This is a genomic window from Curtobacterium sp. PhB172 (assembly GCF_003752545.1).
Classification (GTDB): domain Bacteria; phylum Actinomycetota; class Actinomycetes; order Actinomycetales; family Microbacteriaceae; genus Curtobacterium.
In genome coordinates this window covers 689,811-708,837 of sequence record NZ_RKIF01000005.1, presented here as the reverse complement: position 1 = coordinate 708,837, position 19,027 = coordinate 689,811, and the positions used below count along the sequence as shown (strand labels likewise).

17 protein-coding genes are annotated in these 19,027 nt (G+C 70.6%); 1 reads left to right on the top strand and 16 read right to left on the bottom strand.

Going from position 1 to position 19,027, the window contains the following annotated elements; genetic code table 11:
* Positions 1–543: 543 nt before the first annotated feature.
* The 15 genes from tyrS to infC all read right to left on the bottom strand — a co-directional run bounded on the left by tyrS (position 544) and on the right by infC (position 16,870).
* On the bottom strand, positions 544–1,857 hold the full coding sequence (tyrS, locus tag EDF42_RS04435; protein ID WP_123671551.1) for a tyrosine--tRNA ligase: 1,314 nt from the start codon (positions 1,855–1,857) through the stop codon (positions 544–546).
* Positions 1,858–1,984: 127 nt separating this feature from the next.
* The gene (locus EDF42_RS04430; protein WP_185040759.1) at positions 1,985–2,680 is read right to left on the bottom strand and encodes a DNA-3-methyladenine glycosylase; all 696 of its coding nucleotides are present in this window, start codon (positions 2,678–2,680) and stop codon (positions 1,985–1,987) included.
* Entirely contained in the window at positions 2,677–4,113 is a 1,437-nt protein-coding gene (gene argH / locus EDF42_RS04425) for an argininosuccinate lyase (protein ID WP_111086277.1), read from the bottom strand. Before argH ends, EDF42_RS04430 begins: the two co-directional genes overlap by 4 nt.
* A gap of 88 nt (positions 4,114–4,201) precedes the next feature.
* On the bottom strand, positions 4,202–5,398 hold the full coding sequence (locus EDF42_RS04420) for an argininosuccinate synthase (protein ID WP_123671550.1): 1,197 nt from the start codon (positions 5,396–5,398) through the stop codon (positions 4,202–4,204).
* Between the two features lie 5 nt (positions 5,399–5,403).
* On the bottom strand, positions 5,404–6,330 hold the full coding sequence (argF, locus tag EDF42_RS04415; protein ID WP_123671549.1) for an ornithine carbamoyltransferase: 927 nt from the start codon (positions 6,328–6,330) through the stop codon (positions 5,404–5,406).
* The gene (locus tag EDF42_RS04410; protein ID WP_260235073.1) at positions 6,327–7,496 is read right to left on the bottom strand and encodes an acetylornithine transaminase; all 1,170 of its coding nucleotides are present in this window, start codon (positions 7,494–7,496) and stop codon (positions 6,327–6,329) included. Before EDF42_RS04410 ends, argF begins: the two co-directional genes overlap by 4 nt.
* Positions 7,497–7,546: 50 nt before the next feature.
* Positions 7,547–8,599 (bottom strand): acetylglutamate kinase, encoded by a 1,053-nt coding sequence (gene argB / locus EDF42_RS04405; protein ID WP_123338473.1) that lies wholly within the window; start codon positions 8,597–8,599, stop codon positions 7,547–7,549.
* On the bottom strand, positions 8,599–9,807 hold the full coding sequence (gene argJ / locus EDF42_RS04400; RefSeq protein WP_260235065.1) for a bifunctional glutamate N-acetyltransferase/amino-acid acetyltransferase ArgJ: 1,209 nt from the start codon (positions 9,805–9,807) through the stop codon (positions 8,599–8,601). The genes argB and argJ overlap by 1 nt, the downstream gene beginning before the upstream one ends.
* Entirely contained in the window at positions 9,804–10,901 is a 1,098-nt protein-coding gene (locus EDF42_RS04395; protein ID WP_123293375.1) for an N-acetyl-gamma-glutamyl-phosphate reductase, read from the bottom strand. The genes argJ and EDF42_RS04395 overlap by 4 nt, the downstream gene beginning before the upstream one ends.
* Positions 10,902–10,979: 78 nt before the next feature.
* A complete protein-coding gene (gene pheT / locus EDF42_RS04390; protein ID WP_123671547.1) occupies positions 10,980–13,472 on the bottom strand; it encodes a phenylalanine--tRNA ligase subunit beta in 2,493 nt (830 codons plus the stop codon).
* Positions 13,472–14,512 (bottom strand): phenylalanine--tRNA ligase subunit alpha, encoded by a 1,041-nt coding sequence (gene pheS, locus EDF42_RS04385; RefSeq protein WP_111086283.1) that lies wholly within the window; start codon positions 14,510–14,512, stop codon positions 13,472–13,474. Before pheS ends, pheT begins: the two co-directional genes overlap by 1 nt.
* 67 nt (positions 14,513–14,579) lie before the next feature.
* Positions 14,580–15,443 carry an RNA methyltransferase gene (locus tag EDF42_RS04380; protein ID WP_123671546.1) on the bottom strand — a complete coding sequence of 288 codons (864 nt, stop codon included), beginning with the start codon at positions 15,441–15,443 and terminating at the stop codon, positions 14,580–14,582.
* A 65-nt stretch (positions 15,444–15,508) separates the two neighbouring features.
* The gene (gene rplT / locus EDF42_RS04375) at positions 15,509–15,892 is read right to left on the bottom strand and encodes a 50S ribosomal protein L20 (RefSeq protein ID WP_111086285.1); all 384 of its coding nucleotides are present in this window, start codon (positions 15,890–15,892) and stop codon (positions 15,509–15,511) included.
* Between the two features lie 27 nt (positions 15,893–15,919).
* Positions 15,920–16,114: a 50S ribosomal protein L35 gene (gene rpmI / locus EDF42_RS04370; protein ID WP_111086286.1), complete on the bottom strand. Its 195-nt coding sequence runs from the start codon at positions 16,112–16,114 to the stop codon at positions 15,920–15,922.
* 60 nt (positions 16,115–16,174) lie between these two features.
* Positions 16,175–16,870, bottom strand: coding sequence for a translation initiation factor IF-3 (infC, locus tag EDF42_RS04365; RefSeq protein ID WP_123293372.1), 696 nt, complete (start codon positions 16,868–16,870; stop codon positions 16,175–16,177).
* 288 nt (positions 16,871–17,158) lie between these two features.
* Between infC and EDF42_RS04360 the strand changes: the two genes are divergently transcribed.
* The gene (locus tag EDF42_RS04360; protein WP_173170823.1) at positions 17,159–17,515 is read left to right on the top strand and encodes a DUF1844 domain-containing protein; all 357 of its coding nucleotides are present in this window, start codon (positions 17,159–17,161) and stop codon (positions 17,513–17,515) included.
* Positions 17,516–17,617: 102 nt separating this feature from the next.
* On the opposite strand, the gene EDF42_RS04355 is transcribed toward EDF42_RS04360, so the two are convergent.
* On the bottom strand, positions 17,618–18,973 hold the full coding sequence (locus EDF42_RS04355) for a phosphotransferase (protein ID WP_123671545.1): 1,356 nt from the start codon (positions 18,971–18,973) through the stop codon (positions 17,618–17,620).
* Between the last annotated feature and the right edge of the window lie 54 nt (positions 18,974–19,027).

The following is a 19,027-nucleotide window of genomic DNA, read 5'->3' as shown; positions in this document are numbered from 1 at the left end:
TAAAAAAATACAGACCCAACACCCCAAAGGGCATCAGACCGAGTTGATTCTGACTGTTGACTGTCTACTGACAATCTTCAATCCAAAAGGAATTGTCTCAAACCCAACCAACCCGAAGGAAGGCCAGGCACGAGGTCAATCAATAAATTGGCATTGACAATGTGCACGCTGTTGAGTTCTCAAGGACCAGACGCACTCGCTCTTCGGCTCAGGTTCGAGCTCCAGCCACGAGGCTTGTGTACTTGGCTTGCCACCGGTGTGTCGTCGGACCCGGAGGTCCTGTGGCTCATCCCCGAGGGGAGAGAACCGGTGGGCTTGTCATCCTAGGCGTCGAAGCGATCGAGCACAAGGCCAGATCTGATCTTCAGTGGAGGATGGTCCCGCTTGAGGGCCGACGTGCTCTGGGCTTTCGCTCCAGCCGCTCCGCCGCACCTTTGGGGTGACGAGTAGGAACTTTACGCAGGCCTGGGCGAGTGTGCCAAGCCAGGCCCGATCCCGGGCGTGTCGCGTTCTGCAACACGCGTCACCCGGGTGCCGACGTGGTCAGGCCAGCGTCACACCGGCGAGGGTCTTCTTGCCGCGGCGGAGCACGAGCACTCCCCCGGGCAGGGCGAGGTCCGACAGCGGTGCGGTGGCGTCCTCGGCTCGGACGTTGTTCACGTACACCCCGCCCTGGTCGATGGCCCGCCGCGCTTCACCGAGGGACTTCACGAGCTCGGTCTCAACGAGCGCCCGGGCCACGTCGGCTCCGGGTTCGATCGTGACCGACCCCGGCAGCTCCGCGATCGCCGACCGCAGGGTGTCCGGATCCAGCGCACCGAGGTCCCCGTTGCCGAACAGCGCGGCCGCAGCGTCGATCGCGGCCTGAGTGGCGTCGACCCCGTGCACGAGCGAGGTGACCTCGAACGCGAGGGTCCGCTGCGCTTCGCGTCGGAACGGTTCGTCGGCGACCGCCTGCTCGAGTCGCTCGATCTCGGCGCGGGACAGGAACGTGAACTCCCGCAGCCGGGCGATCACGTCGGCATCGGCCGTGTTGAGCCAGAACTGGTAGAGCGCGTACGGCGACGTCATTTCAGCGTCGAGCCAGATGGCGTTGCCCTCGCTCTTGCCGAACTTCGTGCCGTCGGAGTTCGTGATCAAGGGTGTCCCGAGCGCGTGCACCGTCGCACCTTCGGCACGACGGATGAGCTCCGTCCCCGAGGTCAGGTTGCCCCACTGGTCCGAGCCACCTGTCTGCAGCGTGCAGCCGTACTGCCGGAAGAGCTCGCGGTAGTCGAGGCCCTGCAGGATCTGGTAACTGAACTCGGTGTAGCTGATGCCCGCGTCGGAGTTCAGCCGCGCGGCGACCGCGTCCTTCTTGAGCATCGAGTTCACCCGGAAGTACTTGCCGACGTCGCGCAGGAAGTCGATGGCGGACATCGGTGACGTCCAGTCCAGGTTGTTCACCAGCCGGACGCCGTTGTCACCGTCCGGACTGAGGAACCGCGACACCTGTCCCTGCAGACGCGCCACCCACTCGGCGACGGTCTCGCGGGTGTTCAGCGTGCGCTCCGCCGTCGGACGCGGATCGCCGATGAGCCCCGTCGATCCCCCGACGAGCGCCAGCGGCTTGTGCCCGGCGAGCTGCAACCGACGCATGGTCAGGAGCTGCAGCAGGTTGCCGCAGTGCAGCGACGGTGCCGTGGGGTCGAAGCCGCAGTAGTACGTGATCGGATCACCGTCGAGGGCCTCTTGGAGTGCGGTCTCGTCGGTCGAGACCTGCACCAGACCGCGCCAGCGCAGTTCGTCCCACACCGAGGCGAAGGTGGGGTCGTTCTGCTGGCGCGTCAGGACGTCTTGAGCGGTATCACTGGACACCCCGCCATCGTAGCGGCGGCGCACCACCGACAGCGCGCCGTCGACCGGGAGGCCCGTGGTGCGTCTGGGCCCACGCCGCCGGTTCCGGCGCGACGCGCCAGCGGCGGGCCGGCGGTGCCGGTGGGGATCAGTCGAGGGCACCCTTGTGCCGTCGGTACGTCGAGACCGTCGGGTCGCCCGTCAACCAGAAGCGCCACGGGTACTGCGCACCGCCGGCGATGCCGCCGACGCCGGTGCGCGGTCCGCGCGAGATGCGCGGGACCGGACCCGTCCCGCCGGGGCCGGGTGTGGTCTCGGTCAGGAGTTCCTCGACGACGCGGGCCGGCGGGGCGGAGGCGAGCCGCGCCTCCAGGCCGGGTGCCAACGTGAGCACGAACGGACCGGACCCGTCGAGCAGCGAGGTGCCGTCGTCCTGTCCGAGCACCGCGCCGAGGGCGCCACCGAGGTTGCCGGGGCCACGCGCCAACGCGACGTCGGCGACCGACGGGCCACGTCGTCCGCGTGCGGTGTCGACGCCCTCGATCACCTGCGCACCGCGGAGCAGGGAACCGGAGGAGGTGCCGGCCGGTGCACTCACGACGTTGACGCAGGTGTGGATGCCGTACGAGCGGTACGCGTACAGGGTGCCCGGCGACCCGAACAGGTGGCGGTTGCGCTCGGTCGGACCGCGGTGGCCGTGCGAGCCGGGGTCGGTGGAGCCGAAGTACGCCTCGACCTCGGTGATGCGCAGGGTCACGCCTCGGCCAGCGATCGTCGCACCGAGCAGCGCCGGTGCGATGCGCGGCGCCGGCTCGGCGAGCATCGCGAGCAGCCCCTCGGTCATCGCGTGAAGGGTGCGCCCTCGGCCAGGTCGTGGACGCGACGCGTGACGGACGCCAGCTGCTCGGCCACACGGTCCGGAGCGGTCCCGCCGACACCCGATCGGGACGCGACGCTGCCCTCGATCGTGAGCACGGCACGGACCCCGGGGGTCAGGTGCTCGGAGACCGACCGGTACTCGTCGTCGGTCGGGTCGTCGAGCTCGATGCCGCGCTGTTCGCAGTACCGGACCAGCGCACCGGACACCTCGTGCGCATCGCGGAACGGGACACCCTGGCGGACCAGCCACTCGGCCACGTCGGTCGCGAGCGAGAAGCCCTGCGGCGCGAGCTCGGCCATCCGGTCCGTGTCGAACGTGAGCGTCGCGATCATGCCGGTGAAGGCCGGCAGCAGGACCTCGAGCGTGGCGACCGAGTCGAAGACGGGCTCCTTGTCCTCCTGCAGGTCGCGGTTGTAGGCGAGCGGCAGTCCCTTCAAGGTCGCGAGCAGGCCCGTCAGGTTGCCGATCAGACGACCGGACTTGCCGCGCGCGAGCTCGGCGATGTCCGGGTTCTTCTTCTGCGGCATGATGCTCGAGCCGGTCGAGAACGCGTCGTGGAGCCGGACGAAGCCGAACTCCTTCGTGTTCCAGAGGATGACCTCTTCCGACAGACGCGAGACGTCGATGCCGATCTGCGCGAGGACGAACGCGAACTCGGCGACGACGTCGCGGGCGGCCGTGGCGTCGATCGAATTGTCGGCCGGGCGGTCGAACCCGAGCTCCGCGGCGATCGCGGCGGGGTCGAGGCCGAGCGAACTGCCGGCGAGGGCACCGGCGCCGTAGGGGCTCACGCTCGCGCGGCCCGCCCAGTCGCGGAGGCGCTCGAGGTCGCGGACCAACGGCCACGCGTGTGCCAGCAGGTGGTGCGCGAGGAGGACGGGCTGCGCGTGCTGCAGGTGCGTCCGACCCGGCATGATCGCCGCCGGGTGCTCGTTGGCCTGCTGGGTGATCGCGTCGACCAGGTCGATCACGAGTCGGCCGATGCGCCGCCCGTGGTCGAGCATGTGCATGCGGCCGAGCGTCGCGATCTGGTCGTTGCGGCTGCGGCCGGCGCGGAGCTTGCCGCCGAGTTCCGGACCGAGGTCGGCGATGAGGAGGCGCTCGAGGGCGCCGTGGACGTCCTCGTCGGACTCGTCGGGCTGCAGCGTGCCGTCGGCGTGCGCGGCCTCGAGCCGGTCGAGTCCGGCGAGCATGCGCTCGAGCTCGTCCGCCGTCAGGTACCCGGCCGTGTGCAGGGCCCGGGCGTGCGCGCGGGAGCCGGCGATGTCGTACGGGGCGAGCTGCCAGTCGAAGTGCGTCGACTTCGACAGCGCGGCCAGGGCCGCACTCGGGCCGTCGGCGAAGCGGGCGCCCCAGAGGGCTCCGGTGTTGGTGGCGTCGGTCTTCTCGTCGGTCATGTCGTCCTGCGTCGTTGTCGTCGGGCCGGGGGCGGCGGTGTGTCGTCCGCCGGGTGGCGGCGGTGTGTCGTCCGCCGGGGGCGTGCTGTCAGTTCGCCGCGTCGCGGCGGGCGGAGATCTTGCTGGGGAGCGACCAGAGTTCGGTGAAGCCCTTCGAGAGCGACTGGTCGAACGTGTCGCCGGTGTCGTACGTGGCGAGGTCGAAGTCGTAGAGGCTCTGCTCCGAGCGACGGCCGGTCACTGTCGCCCGACCACCGTGCAGCTGGAGGCGGACGTCGCCGGAGACGTGCTGCTGGGTGTGGTCGACGAAGGCGTCGAGGCTGCGCTTCAGCCCGCCGAACCACAGACCGTCGTAGACCAGGTCGGCCCACTCCGACTCGACACCGCGCTTGTAGCGGTTCACGTCGCGCTCGAGGGTGAGGCGCTCGAGCTCCTCGTGCGCCGTGATGAGCGCGATCGCCGCAGGGGCCTCGTACACCTCGCGCGACTTGATGCCGACGAGGCGGTCCTCCACCACGTCGATCCGACCGACGCCGTGCTTGCCCGCCACGGCGTTCAACTCCTGCACGATCCGCAGCACGCTGAAGCGCTGCCCGTCGAGCGCCACCGGGACGCCGCGCTCGAACGTGATGGTCACCTCGTCCGGGTCGCGCGGGACGGCGGGGTCCTGCGTGTAGGCGTAGAGGTCCTCGGTCGGGGCGTTCCACGGGTCCTCGAGGAAACCCGTCTCGACCGCACGGCCCCACACGTTCTGGTCGATCGAGTACGGCGACCGCTGCGACTGCTGGATCGGCAGGGCGTGCTGCTCGGCGTACGCGATCGCCTTGTCACGGGTCAGGGCGAGGTCACGCACCGGTGCCACGCTCCGCAGGTCCGGGGCGATCGCCGCGACGGCGGCCTCGAACCGGACCTGGTCGTTGCCCTTGCCGGTGCAGCCGTGCGCGACGCTGTCGGCGCCGAGCTGCTTCGCCGTCAACGCGAGGTGCTTCGCGATGAGCGGGCGGCTCAGCGCCGACACCAGCGGGTAGCGCTTCTGGTACAGCGCGTTGGCCTTGAGGGCCGGCACGATGTACTCGTCGGCGTACTCGTCCTTGGCGTCGACCACGATCGACTCCACGGCCCCGCAGTCGAGTGCGCGCTGTCGGATCGCGTCGAGGTCCTCGCCGCCCTGGCCGACGTCGACCGCGAGTGCCACCACCTCTTTGCCGGTGGCGTCACGCAGCCAGCCGATCCCGACGGAGGTGTCGAGGCCGCCGGAGTAGGCGAGGACGACGCGGTCAGCCATGGTGCTCAGACGTTCGCGGCGAGGAGCCAGGCCAGCAGCGCCTTCTGGGCGTGCAGACGGTTCTCCGCCTCGTCCCATATGATGCTGCGCGGCCCGTCGATGACGTCGGCGGTCACCTCGTAGCCACGGTCGGCGGGCAGGCAGTGCATGAACACCGCGTCGTCGGCGGCGTGCGCCATCAGGGCGTCGTCCACGCGGTACCCGGAGAAGGTGTCGAGGCGCGACTGCTTCTCGGACTCCTTGCCCATCGACACCCAGGTGTCGGTGACCACGACGTCGGCACCGGCGACCGCTGCCACCGGGTCGGTCACGACCAGGACGGAACCGCCGGTCTCGGCCGAACGGTGCTCAGCGTCGGTGACGACCTGCGGGGACGGCGAGAACTCGGCGGGAGCCGCGACGCGGACGTGCATGCCCGCGGTCGCGCCGGCGAGCAGGTACGACTGCGCCATGTTGCTCGCGCCGTCGCCGATGAACGCCACGGTCTGGCCCGCCAGCGTGCCGCGGTGCTCGCGGATGGTGAGCAGGTCGGCGAGCAGCTGGCAGGGGTGGAAGTCGTCGGACAGTGCGTTGACGACGGGGACGGTCGTGCCGTCGGCCATCTCCTCGAGACCGGCCTGCCCGTAGGTGCGCCAGACGATCGCCGACACCATGCGCTCGAGCACGCGGGCGGTGTCCGACGGGGTCTCCTTGCCGCCGAGCTGGCTGTTCGCCGTCGAGATGATGAGCGGGCTGCCGCCCAGGTCGGAGATACCGACGTGGAACGACACCCGGGTGCGGGTCGACGACTTGTCGAAGATGACCGCGACGCTCTGCGGGCCGGCGAGAGGCTTCGCGCCCCAACGGTCGGCCTTCATCTGGTCGGCGATGTCGAGGATCGCGGACTGTTCGGCCTGGCTGAGGTCGTCGTCCCGGAGGAAGTGGCGGGTCATGCGGAGGTCTCCTGGGCGGCCGCGACGGCCGCGAGGCTCTGGGCGAGGATCGACACGAACTCGTCGATCTCGGCGTCGGACACGATGAGCGGCGGCGCGAGGCGCAGGCTCGACTCGTTCGGGGCGTTGATGATGAGGCCACGCTCGAGGGCGGCGGCGTTGACCGCGGCCGCGATCGGGCCGGTGAGCCCGACGCCGATGAGCAGACCGGTGCCGCGGACCTCCTCGACGAGCGGTGAGCCGATGCCGGCGATGCCGGTCCGGATCCGCTCGCCCTTGACCACGGCGGCAGCGACGAGGTCCGCGCGTTCGATCTCCTCGAGCACCGCGTTCGCCACGCGGGTGCCGAGCGGGTTGCCGCCGAAGGTCGAACCGTGCTGGCCGGCCGAGAACAGGTCGGACGCCCACCCGAAGGTCACGAGCGCACCGATCGGGAAGCCGCCGGCGATGCCCTTGGCCACCGTGACGGCGTCGGGGGTGAAGCCGTGGCCCTGGTAGGTGAACCAGTTGCCCGTCCGGCCGACACCGGTCTGGATCTCGTCGAGGATCAGCAGCGCACCGTGCTCGTCGGTCAGCCGGCGCGCGGCGAGCAGGAAGCCCTCGGGCAGGTCGACGACGCCGGCCTCGCCCTTGATCGGCTCGATGACGATCGCCGCGACCGTGTCGTCGATGGACTCCTCGAGCGCAGCGACGGTGGAGTCGATGTGCTCGACGCCCGGGATCATCGGCAGGAAGTCCTGCTGCAGCGCGGGCTTGCCGGTGAGCGCGAGTGCCCCCATCGTCCGGCCGTGGAACCCCTGCTTCAGCGCGAGGATGCGGGTCTTCTGCCCGTCGGCGCCCTTGTTCAGGCGCGCGAGCTTGAACGCGGCCTCGTTCGCTTCGGCACCGGAGTTGCCGAAGTACACCCGTCCGGCGTCGCCCGCACCGGTGATGCGCTTGAGACGCTCCGCCAGCTCGAGCTGGGGCGGCGTCGCGAAGTAGTTCGACACGTGCACGAGCTTCGCGGCCTGGTCGGCGATCGCCTCGACCAGGACGGGGTGCGCGTGGCCGAGCGAGTTGACGGCGATGCCCGCCAGGAAGTCGAGGTACTCGTTGCCCTCGACGTCCCAGACACGGCAGCCCTGTCCGCGCTCGAGCATGATCTTCGGCGGGGTCAGGGATCGCATGAGCGACGCCCCGAACCGGTCGTTCCAGGTCTCGGTCTGCGTCTCGCTGCTCACGGCTGCTGCCCCTTCTCGGTCGTGCTGGCCACGTGTTGGCCGGTGCTGGTGCTCGTCGACGGTGCTGCGACGCGTCGGCCGATCTCAGCGTGGGTCATCTGGTTCTCGGTGCGTCGGCTCGGGTCCGGGATCACCTCGGTGCCCGCACCGCGCAGGGTGAAGACCTCGAGCAGGATCGAGTGCGGGATCCGGCCGTCGATGATCGTCGCGCCGCCGACCCCGCCGACCACGGCGTCGAGGCACGCGGTCATCTTCGGGATCATGCCCGACTCGAGGGAGGGCAGGAGCGCGCGGAGCTCCTCGACGGCGATGAGGTCGACGAGCGAGTCACGGTCCGGCCAGTTGCGGTACAGGCCGGGGACGTCGGTGAGCATGATGAGCTTCGACGCACGCAGCGCGATCGCCAGGGCACCGGCGGCTGCGTCGGCGTTCACGTTGAGCGCCTGGTCCGGGTGGGCGTCGTCGATCGCGATGCTCGAGACCACCGGGATGCGGCCGGCCTCGATCGCGGCGAGCACCCCTGACGGGTCGACGTGGGTGATGTCACCGACGTGCCCGAGGTCGTACTCCTGCCCGTCGACGACCACACCCTTCTGCTCGCCGGTGAACAGGGACCCGCCGTCACCGAACACGCCGACGGCCAGGCCTTCGCCGTGCTCGTTCATCAGGTCGACGATCTCGCGGTTGACCTCGCCAGCCAGGACGTCGCGGACGACCGAGATCGCCTCGGTCGTGGTGACGCGGTAGCCGCCACGGAACTCGGACTCGATGCCCTGTTCCTTGAGCGCGGCCGAGATCTGCGGACCCCCTCCGTGCACGACGACGGGGTGCAACCCGGCGTAGCGGAGGTAGACCATGTCCTCGGCGAACGCACGCTTGAGGTCGTCGTTCACCATCGCGTTGCCGCCGAACTTGACGACGACGACCTTGCCGGAGAACCGCTTGAGCCATGGCAGGGACTCGATCAGGGTCGCGGCCTTGACGGCGGCGAACTCGTGCTCTTCTTCCTTCGTGAGGGGCGTCCCGGCCCCTTCGGTGTCGTTCGCCATCAGCTGGAGTACGCGCTGTTCTCGTGCACGTAGTCGTGCGTGAGGTCGTTGGTCAGGATCGTCGCCGAGTGCGTCCCGACGCCGAGGTCGATGCGCACGTGGGTGTCCCGCGGCGTCAGGTCGACGGTGTCGCTCGGCTGGTCCGGGGCGCCGGCGTGGCAGACCCGGACACCGTTCATGCTGACGTCGACCGCGTACGGGTCGAAGTCGGCGTCCGTGGTGCCGATGGCCGCGAGGACCCGGCCCCAGTTCGGGTCGTTGCCGAAGACGGCCGCCTTGAACAGGTTGTTGCGCGCGACACTCCGGCCGACGGTGACGGCGTCGTCCTCGGTCGCGGCGTGCACGACCTCGATCGCGATGTCGTGGCTGGCGCCCTCGGCGTCCTGCTGCAGCTGGCGGGCCAGGTCGGCGCAGACCGCGGTCAGGGCTTCCTGGAAGTCGCCGACCTCGGGCGTCACCCCGCTCGCACCCGACGACAGCAGCACGACGGTGTCGTTCGTCGACATGCAGCCGTCCGAGTCGACGCGGTCGAAGGTGATCCGGGTGGCCGCGCGGAGCGCCTGGTCGAGCTGGTCCGGGGTCTGCACGGCGTCGGTCGTGATCACGACGAGCATCGTCGCGAGTCCGGGTGCGAGCATGCCCGCACCCTTCGCCATTCCGCCGACGGCCCAGCCGTCCTCGGTCACCACGGACTGCTTCGCCCTGGTGTCGGTCGTCATGATGGCCGTGGCCGCGTCCGGGCCGCCATCAGCGGTGAGCGCAGCGCCGGCGAGGTCGACGCCCCGGAGCACGTTGTCGCGGAACGTCTGGTCGCCGACCCCGATGAGGCCGGTGGAGCAGACGACGACGTCGCCCGCACCGATGCCGAGGGCGTCGCCCACGGCCTCGGCGGTCAGGTGCGTGGTCTGGAAGCCGAAGGGGCCCGTGAAGCAGTTGGCACCGCCGGAGTTCAGGACGACGGCGCGCGCGACGCCGTCACCGACGACCTGGCGGGACCAGATCACCGGGTGCGCCTGCGCACGGTTGCTGGTGAACACCGCGGCCACGGCCGAGTCGGGGCCGTCGTTGACGACGAGGGCCACGTCCGGCTTGCCGCTGGTCTTGAGACCGGCGGTCACGCCGGCAGCGCGGAAACCCGCTGCCGCGGTGACGCCCTGGAGGCCCGGTTCGCCCTGGGTGGGCTCGCTCACGTCGGTGAGGTCGGTCACGGTGCGACTCCGTCCACGCTGAGGCCCAGGGTCTCCGGCAGACCCAGGGCGATGTTGGTCGACTGGACGGCGGCACCCGCCGTGCCCTTCGCGAGGTTGTCGAGTGCCGTCACGGCGACGACGCGGCCTGCGGCCTCGTCGACCGCGATGCCGACGAGCGCGGTGTTCGCGCCGATCGTGTCCGCGACCCGGGGGAACTCGCCCTCGGGCAACAGGTGCACGAACGGCTCGTCGGCGTAGGCCTGCTCCCAGGCGAGCCGCACGTCGCGGGCGCTGACACCCGGGGTGAGCTTGGCCGTCGTCGTCGCGAGGATGCCCCGCGACATCGGGACGAGCACGGGCGTGAACGAGATCGTCACGTCGGCAGCACCCGCCACGACCAGGTTCTGCTGGATCTCCGGGACGTGCCGGTGCGTGCCGCCCACCGCGTAGGCGCTGGCGGAACCCATGATCTCGGACGCCAGGTAGGTGTTGGCGAGCTTCTTGCCGGCACCGCTCGGGCCGACGCTCAGCACGGCGACGATGTCGTCCGACTCGACGAGCCCGGCCTGGATGCCCGGCTGGATGCCGAGCGTCACCGCGGTGACGTTGCACCCGGGGACCGCGATCCGCTTGGTGCCGACCAGGGCCGAACGCTGCTTGCCCTGCGACGCGATGTCCTCCACCTCGCGCCACTCGTCGGCCGAACCCGGGGTCGGGGCGGCGAGCAGGAGCTCCGGCAGGCCGTAGGTCCAGGCGCCGTGGTAGTCGCCGCCGTAGAACTGCTCCCAGGCCGCGGGATCCGTCAGACGGTGGTCCGCGCCGCAGTCCACCACGAGGGCGTCGTCGCCGAGTTCCTCGGTGATCGCCCCCGACTGACCGTGCGGCAGCGCCAGGAACACGACGTCGTGCCCGCGGAGCGTCTCGGCCGTCGTCTTCTCGAGGGTCAGGTGCGACAGCGACCGAAGGTGCGGCTGCGTCGCGATCAACGGCTGTCCGGCGTTCGAGAACGCCGTCACCGTCCTGACGTCGAACTCGGGATGGGCGGAGAGCACGCGCAGGAGCTCACCACCCGCGTAGCCGGAGGCTCCCGCCACGGCGACGGATACGGACATGGGATTCCACCTTTGGTCGGACTGGTCGTCGAGAGAGTCGGAGGCGGCGACCCCGGGCGGTGCTGATCCCGTCGTGGGTCAGTCGCGCAGGGTCGCCCCGAATCGCTCGCCGGCACGTCGGACGGCGCCGTCGCGGGCCTCGGTGGCCTCGGCAGCGGTCAGCGTGCGGTCCGTGGCACGGAAGCGCAGGGCGAACGTCAGGGACTTCTGTCCCTCGTCCACGCCGGAACCCCGGTAGTCATCCACGAGCCGAGCATACTCCAACAGGTCTCCGGCACCAGAGCGGACCGCATCCAACACGTCACCGGCCGGCACCCCGGCGTCGACGACCAGGGACAGGTCCTGCGTCGCTGCCGGGTACGACACGATCGGCGCGACCGCGACGAGGTCGGGGGCCGCGGCCACCATGGCGTCGAGGTCGAGCTCGACCACGGCCACCACGCGGGGCAGCACCGCGGCGGCGGACAGTTCCGGCAGGAGTTCGCCGGCGACGCCCACGACGGTGTCGCCCACGAGCAGCGATGCCGCGCGGCCCGGGTGCAGGGACGGGTGGGTGGTCTGCGCGACGCGCAGTTCCACGCCGACGGCCCACGCGACCTGGCGAGCCGCGTCGATCGCATCGGCGATGCCGTACGGCTCCGCCGTGACACCCGCCTGCTTGCCGACGCGGTTGCCGGTGAGCAGGGCGGACACGTGGAACGGCTGGGCGGGCAGGGACGCGTCGAGCGCCTCGAGCGTCGCGCGGTCGGGCAGCGCGGCACCGGCCGGCACCTCGTCGGTACCGAGCGTCACGCCGGTCACCGGCAGGAACACCCGCGAGGTCTCGTAGAGCGCGACGTCGAGCAGGCCGCGCGAGACGTTGCGACGGGCGGCGTCGACGAGGGCGGGCACACCACTGCGGCGGAGCAGGTTCTGCTCGCTGTCGAGGGCGTTGGCGAGGACGACGCTCGGGCCACCCTCCGGGTCGATCCCCGGGTAGGCGTCCTGCGTCGCGGCGGAGACGAACGGCGCCGTCACCGCTTCGACCAGACCCGCGGCGGCGAGGGCCGCGGAGACCCGACGGCGCGCCTGCTGGTGCGGGGTGAGTCCGCGTCCGGGCGGGGCCACGGGGAGCACGCTCGGGATGCGGTCGTACCCGACGATCCGCGCGACCTCTTCGACCAACGTGGTGTCGTCGGTCAGGTCCGGACGCCAGGTCGGCGGGGTGACGGCGAGCTGCACACCGTCGACCCGCACCGTCGCGCCGATCGCACGGAGGGTGTCCACGACCTCGGCGTCGGTGTAGTCCACGCCGATGAGCTCGGCCGGACGCGAGGTCCGCATGGCGACGCTCGCACGGGGCTCGGTGTCGACGAGCGTGGAACCGAGGGCGTCGGCCGTGCCGCCGGCCAGCTCGACGAGGAGGTCGACGGCGCGGTTCGCAGCAGCCTCGGCCACGAGCGGGTCGACGCCGCGCTCGAACCGACGTGAGGCTTCACTCGGCAGCTTGTGGCGGCGAGCGGTCCGCGCGATCGAGACCTGGTCGAAGCCGGCTGCCTCGATCAGGACGTCGGTCGTGCGCGCCGAGATCTCGGTCCGGGCACCGCCCATCACGCCGGCGAGCCCGACGGGGCCGTCGTCGTCGGTGATGACGAGGTCCTCGGGGTCGAGCTTCCGCACGGCGCCGTCGAGGGTCTCGAGCGTCTCGCCGACAGCCGCGCGACGGACACCCAGGCCGCCGTGGACGGTCGACAGGTCGTAGCCGTGCAGCGGCTGGCCGAGCTCGAACATGACGTAGTTCGTGATGTCGACGGGCAGCGAGATCGAACGGACGCCTGCCAGTGCGAGACGTGACACCATCCAGGCCGGTGTCTTCGCCGTGGGGTCGATGCCACGGACGACGCGGGTGACGAAGGTACTCGCGCCGACTCGACCGCGGATCGGGGCCTGGTCGTCGATCGTGACCGAGAAGCCCTCGGCCGTGCGGGGTGCGACCCGGTCGACGGGGTCGTGGAAGCTCGCGCCGGTGGCGTGGGCGTACTCACGCGCGACACCGCGCATGCTCAGCACGTACCCACGGTCCGGCGTGACGTTGATCTCGACCGCCGCGTCGTCGAGGCCGAGGAGCGCGATGGCGTCCTGGCCGACGTCGGGCTCCATGTCGAGGTCGGCGAAGCGGAGGATGCCCTCGTGCTCGTCGCCGAGACCGAGCTCGCGTGCCGAGGCGATCATGCCGTCGGAGACGTGGCCGTAGGTCTTGCGGGCTGCGATCGGGAACGGTCCGGGCAGCACGGCGCCGGGCAGCGTCACGACGACGAGGTCACCCACGTCGAAGTTGTGCGCACCGCAGACGATGCCGCGGGGCTCGGGCTCACCGACGTCCACCTGGCACCAGTTGATCGTCTTGCCGTTCTTCTGCGGTTCCGGGACGCGCTCGAGCACCCGGCCGACCACGACGGGGCCGGTCAGGTCGAACGTGTGGACGTCCTCTTCCTCGAAGCCGACCGACACGAGCGCCGCGTGGACGTGCTCGAGGGTGACGTCCTCGGGGAGGTCGACGGACTCGCCGAGCCAGCGGAGTGGGACGCGCATCAGACCACCGTTCCGAACTGCTGCGAGAAGCGGATGTCGCCCTCGAGGAAGTCACGCATGTCGTTCAGGCCGTTGCGGAACTGCAGCGTCCGCTCGATGCCCATGCCGAAGGCGAAGCCCTGGTACTCGTCCGGGTCGATGCCGGCGGCACGCAGGACGTTCGGGTTGACCATGCCGCAGCCGCCCCACTCGACCCACCGGGCGCCACCCTTGGCGTTCGGCTGCCAGACGTCCATCTCGGCGCTGGGCTCGGTGAACGGGAAGTAGTTCGGGCGCAGACGGATCTGCGCCTCGGCGCCGAAGACCTGGCGGGCGAAGTGCTCGAGCGTGCCACGCAGGTGTGCCATCGTCAGGCCCTTGTCGATCGCGATGCCCTCGACCTGGGTGAAGACCGGCAAGTGCGTGGCGTCGAGCTCGTCGGCGCGGTACACGCGGCCCGGGGCGATGACGTAGAGCGGGAGGTCGCGGGACAGCAGCGACCGCACCTGCACGGGCGACGTGTGGGTGCGCATGACCAGGTGGCGGTCGACGGGCTCGACGAAGATCGTGTCCGCCATGGCCCGGGCCGGGTGGTCCTGGTCGAAGTTCAGGGCGTCGAAGTTGAACCACTCGTGCTCGAGCTCGGGGCCCTCTGCCACTTCCCACCCCATGCCGACGAAGATGTCCGCGACGGCTTCGTTGAGCAGCGAGAGCGGGTGGCGCGAGCCGGTCGGGCGGTGGGTCGGCAACGCGGTGACGTCGACGCGCTCGGCCTCGAGCCGCGCGCGCTCTTCGGCCACGGCGAGGACCGACTCCTGCTCCGCGATCGCCGCGTTCAGCCGCCCGCGGGCCTGACCGACGAGCTTGCCCGCCGCGGCCTTCTGCTCCGGCGGGACGCTGCGCATCGACGCGTTCATCCGAGCCAGCGGCGACTGCTCACCGGTGTGCTCGGCCCTGGCCTGCTTCAGTTCGGCGACCGTCGTCGTGGCGCGGACGGCGGCGAGTGCTGCGTCCACGGCGTCGGCGACGGCCGATTCGCTGATCTCGAGAGGTTCTGACACGAGACCCAAGCCTACCGGCCGTCGGGATACCACCCGCCTGCACCGGTCGGACTGTGGAGAGGAGGGGTCAGCTCCGGAGTGCGAACGCCGACTCGTAGAGGCAGACCGAGGCCGCCGTCGCCAGGTTCATCGACTCCGCCTGGCCGTAGATCGGCACCTTCACCGCACGGTCGACGAGCGCGAGGTCCTCGGTCGTGAGCCCACGGGCCTCGTTGCCGAACACCCACGCGGTCGGACCGTCGAGCATGCCCTCGGCCCGGACCACCGGCAGGTCGTCACCCGAGACGTCGGCCGCGAGCACGGTGTACCCGAGTGCCTTCGCCCGCGCGATCGTGTCGGCCAGGGTCACGCCGACCGACACCGGCACGTGGAAGAGCGAGCCCGTGGTCGACCGGACGACCTTCGGGTTGTACGGGTCCACCGACCGCCCGGTGAGGACCACCGCGTCGGCGCCGGCGGAGTCGGCGGCGCGGATGATCGTGCCGGCGTTCCCCGGGTCCCGTACCTCTTCGAGGATGGCGACCAGCCCCGGCAACGTGGCCGGCTCGTCGGTGTCCCCACGGGCCTCCAGGTCGACGGCAGCGGCAGCGTCACCGACGCGACGGTCCGGGAAGACGTCCTTGACCGACGTCGGGAACTGCTGGCAGACGGCGACGACGCCCTGCGGCGTCACGGTGTCGGCCATCGCGTCGAGGACCTGCTCCGTCACGAACCAGGTGTCGACCGGCGCGTCGTCGAGGCCGTAGCGGGCTGCGGCAGTCGGCGTCACGTAGAGCTCGCGCAGGAGCTCCGGGGCGTACTCGAGTGCTTCACGCACCGCCTGCGGCCCCTCCAGCAGGAAGAGGCCCGTTTCGGCACGGACGTCCTTCTTCGACAGGGCCGCGACGGCCTTCACGCGTCCGGCACGGGGGTTCTCGAGGAGTTCGCTCACGACCCAAGTCTAGGAACGACGAAACCCCCGCCGTGCGGCGGGGGTTTCGCGAGCAGAAGAACTGACTACGCAGCCTTCGGGGCCGAGGTGTCGGCCGGGAGGGCCTTCTTCGCGGTCTCGACGAGCGCGGTGAAGGTCTCGGGGTTGTTCACCGCGAGGTCGGCGAGGATGCGACGGTCGACCTCGACACCGGCCAGACCCAGACCCTGGATCAGACGGTTGTAGGTCAGGCCGTTCGCACGGGACGCAGCGTTGATGCGCTGGATCCACAGGCGACGGAACTCGCCCTTCTTCGCGTGACGGTCGCGGTACGCGTAGACCAGGGAGTGGGTGACCTGCTCCTTGGCCTTGCGGTACAGACGCGAACGCTGGCCGCGGTAACCCTCGGCGCGCTCGAGGATGACGCGGCGCTTCTTGGCGGCGTTGACCGCTCTCTTTACTCGTGCCATTGCACTATTCCTTTACGATCCGGGGGCTCAGTGGCCGAGGAGCTTCTTGACGTTCTTCGCGTCTGCCTTGGAGAGGACCTGGTCCTCGTTCAGGCGGGCCTTGCGCTTGGAGCTCTTGACCTCGAGGTTGTGACGCATACCGGCCTGCTGCTTCATGACCTTGCCGGTACCGGTGATCTTGAAGCGCTTCTTCGACCCGGAGTGGGTCTTCTGCTTGGGCATGGTGGTGCCTTTCCGTGGGATGGATGGGAGCCGCGTCGTTGCGGGGTCGGTCTGGGTGACCTACTCGGCGGGAGCGTCGCTCTTGGCCGGTGCCGTGTCCTGCGCGGGAGCCTCGGCCGGGGCCTCGGTCTCCGTCTCGGCGTCAGAGTGGTCCTTCGCAGCGTGCTCGGTGGCACGACGCTCGGCCTTCTGTGCAGCGCGCTTCGCGTTCTGCTCGCCCTTGACGTCGGACTTGTTCTTCAGGGGGGCGATGATCATCGTCATGTTGCGGCCGTCCTGGGTGGGACGGGACTCGACGACGCCGAACTCGGCGATCTCCTCCGCGAACTTGTGGAGGAGACGGACACCCTGCTCCGGACGCGACTGCTCGCGGCCACGGAAGAGGATCATCGCCTTCACCTTGTCGCCACCGAGGAGGAACCCCTCGGCGCGCTTGCGCTTCGTCTCGTAGTCGTGCACGTCGATCTTCAGGCGGAAACGGACCTCTTTCAGGTCCGTGTTCACCTGGTTGCGACGGGCTTCCTTGGCCTTCTGAGCGGCTTCGTACTTGAACTTGCCGTAGTCCATGATCTTGGCCACGGGCGGCTTCGAGTTCGGCGCGACCTCGACCAGATCCAGTTCGGCTTCCTGCGCGAGGCGCAGTGCCATGGCGATCGGGACAACGCCGACCTGCTCACCCTGCGGGCCGACGAGTCGGACTTCGGGAACGCGGATTCGGTCGTTGGTACGGGGATCGGTGATGCGGAGCTCCTTCAATCAGGTGGTGGTCGTCCGGGACGTTTGCCCTGGACGACAGCACGAGAGAGGAGATCTGACGCACGGATCGGAACCCGTTCGGCAGCCGCCCTGCGTCGGATCCGTGGACCCGACCGACGTGTGCACCCAGTTGCTGTGCACTCGTGGAGCGGTGGTGACCCGGTAGCCTGGTGGAACGCGGCCGCGGGTGGGAGAGACTCCTCTTTCGTGACACCGTCCGAATGCTTCAGGAGAACCTGATGGCATACGGACAGCATCTGCCGCGAGCGAGTCTAGCAGAGGAGCACCGTGACCGACACCCCGATCGACGACGACGGCAGCGGCATCGACGCCGCCAGGGACATCTCGGAGGTGCCGGCCGTCGAACTCATCAACACCGTGGCCGTGCACCTGCTCAGTGCCGCCGCCGTGAAGGTCGGCCTGGCCGACGACCCCCAGGAGCAGACCGACCTGGACGAAGCGCGCAAGCTCATCACCGCGCTGGCCGGCCTGGTCACCGCTGCGGCGACGGAGATCGGCGACCACCACGCCCGTCCGCTGCGCGACGGGCTGCGTTCGGTGCAGCTCGCGTTCCGCGAGGCGTCGGCGATCCCGGACGCGCCGGGCGCCGGGCCGGGGGAGAAGTACACCGGCCCCGTCAACTGACGGCTGGCAGCCGACGCGCGACGGGCACTGTCCGTCACGGCGGCGGACGGGAGGCCCGTGGCGGGATCGCCACGGGCCTCCCGTCTGCCTCGGGGTGTGCGGTCAGGACGCGTGGCGGCCGACCAGGCGGGTGACGGCCGCGAGCGGGATGCCGACCCAGTCGGGTCGGTTCCGGGTCTCGTAGACGACCTCGTAGACGGCCTTGTCGAGCTCGAACGCATCGAGGAGCTCACGGTGCGCGCGGAGGTCCGCGCCGGTCCCCCGCTGGTACCCGTCGAGGAACCGCACGCGTGCCTCGTCCGCCCAACCTGCTGCGTCGACCGGTTCCGCGTCGTGCGCCAGGGCTCCGGCGACGTAGTCGAACGACCGGAGCATGCCGGCCACGTCACGGAGCGTGACGTCCGGCAACGAGCGTTCGGCCAGGGGGCGGAGCGGTTCCCCCTCGAAGTCGAGGAAGACCCAGCCGCGCGGCTCGGGGGCGGCGAGCACCTGCCCGAGGTGCAGGTCGCCGTGGATGCGCTGCAGGTCCGGCCAGGGCGTCGCCGTCGCCGCCGCGTAGACCGCACGGATCGCGTCTGCATGCTCGGCGACGGCCGGGGCCTCGCGCGCGGCGGTGTCGAGCCGCTCGTGCATCGTCGCGACGGCGGTGGCGCGTCGGGCCGCGTCGGCGGACTCGGACGGCAGTGCCTCGGCGAGGGTGCGGTGGACGTCGGCGAGCGCCACCCCGAGCTGCTCGGCCCGGTCACCGAAGGGGGTGCCGGCGTGCGCTTCCTCGAGGGCCACGCGCCAGGCATCCTCGAGGCCCGGCAGGAACTCCTGCGCGAACGCGAGGTGACCGGTCGCCGTGCCGTCGCGCTGTCCGACGTCGGGCCAGCTGCTCCGGAGTGCGCCGTACACCTGGGGGACGCGTGCACTGCCGGCAGCCGACAGCGCGAGCTGCGTCGTGACGTCGGGGTTGTCGCCGTGGTGCAGGACGCGGAAGACCTTGATGATGACGCGGGCGCCGGACTCGGTGTCGCAGACGACCGAGGTGTTGGACTGCTCGCCCGTCAGGACGCGGGCAGCCGTGACGGTGCCGATGGGGCGGAGGCTCTGCGGGTCCGCGTCGATGCGTGCGGCGAGCGCCGTGATCCACGCGTGGTCGGCGGTGGCGTCGGCGATGGTGCCGTCGGGACCGCTGGTCACGGGTGACTGGTAGAGGACCGGAGCCGCAGGTGCTACGGGCGCTTCGTCGAGGACGAGCCGGGTGCCGTCGGCGGTGGAGAGGGTGCGGAGGCGCGGCACGGACCCCTTCGAGGCGTACCACCGGCGGTCGGCGATCCAGGACTCGAGGTCGTGGTCGCTCGGGACGGTGGCGCTCGGAGCGGTACCGCTCGGGGGTGCGGTGTCGCGGGTGTCGGCTGCGGTGTCGCGGGTGTCGGGTGCGGTGTCGCTGGGGTGGCGGGCTCCGTCGCTCATGCAGCGGACCGTACGCGCCGAGTGCTGGCGAGGTGCCGAGTCCGCCACTCATCC

Excerpts from the sequence above, each read along its gene's own strand:
- EDF42_RS04430 (WP_185040759.1), bottom strand. The coding sequence starts at position 2,680 with ATGACCGAGGGGCTGCTCGCGATGCTCGCCGAGCCGGCGCCGCGCATC.
- argH (WP_111086277.1), bottom strand. The coding sequence starts at position 4,113 with ATGACCGACGAGAAGACCGACGCCACCAACACCGGAGCCCTCTGGGGC.
- EDF42_RS04420 (WP_123671550.1), bottom strand. The coding sequence starts at position 5,398 with ATGGCTGACCGCGTCGTCCTCGCCTACTCCGGCGGCCTCGACACCTCC.
- argF (WP_123671549.1), bottom strand. The coding sequence starts at position 6,330 with ATGACCCGCCACTTCCTCCGGGACGACGACCTCAGCCAGGCCGAACAG.
- EDF42_RS04410 (WP_260235073.1), bottom strand. The coding sequence starts at position 7,496 with ATGCGATCCCTGACCCCGCCGAAGATCATGCTCGAGCGCGGACAGGGC.
- argB (WP_123338473.1), bottom strand. The coding sequence starts at position 8,599 with ATGGCGAACGACACCGAAGGGGCCGGGACGCCCCTCACGAAGGAAGAA.
- EDF42_RS04395 (WP_123293375.1), bottom strand. The coding sequence starts at position 10,901 with ATGTCCGTATCCGTCGCCGTGGCGGGAGCCTCCGGCTACGCGGGTGGT.
- pheT (WP_123671547.1), bottom strand. The coding sequence starts at position 13,472 with ATGCGCGTCCCACTCCGCTGGCTCGGCGAGTCCGTCGACCTCCCCGAG.
- rplT (WP_111086285.1), bottom strand. The coding sequence starts at position 15,892 with ATGGCACGAGTAAAGAGAGCGGTCAACGCCGCCAAGAAGCGCCGCGTC.
- rpmI (WP_111086286.1), bottom strand. The coding sequence starts at position 16,114 with ATGCCCAAGCAGAAGACCCACTCCGGGTCGAAGAAGCGCTTCAAGATC.
- EDF42_RS04355 (WP_123671545.1), bottom strand. The coding sequence starts at position 18,973 with ATGAGCGACGGAGCCCGCCACCCCAGCGACACCGCACCCGACACCCGC.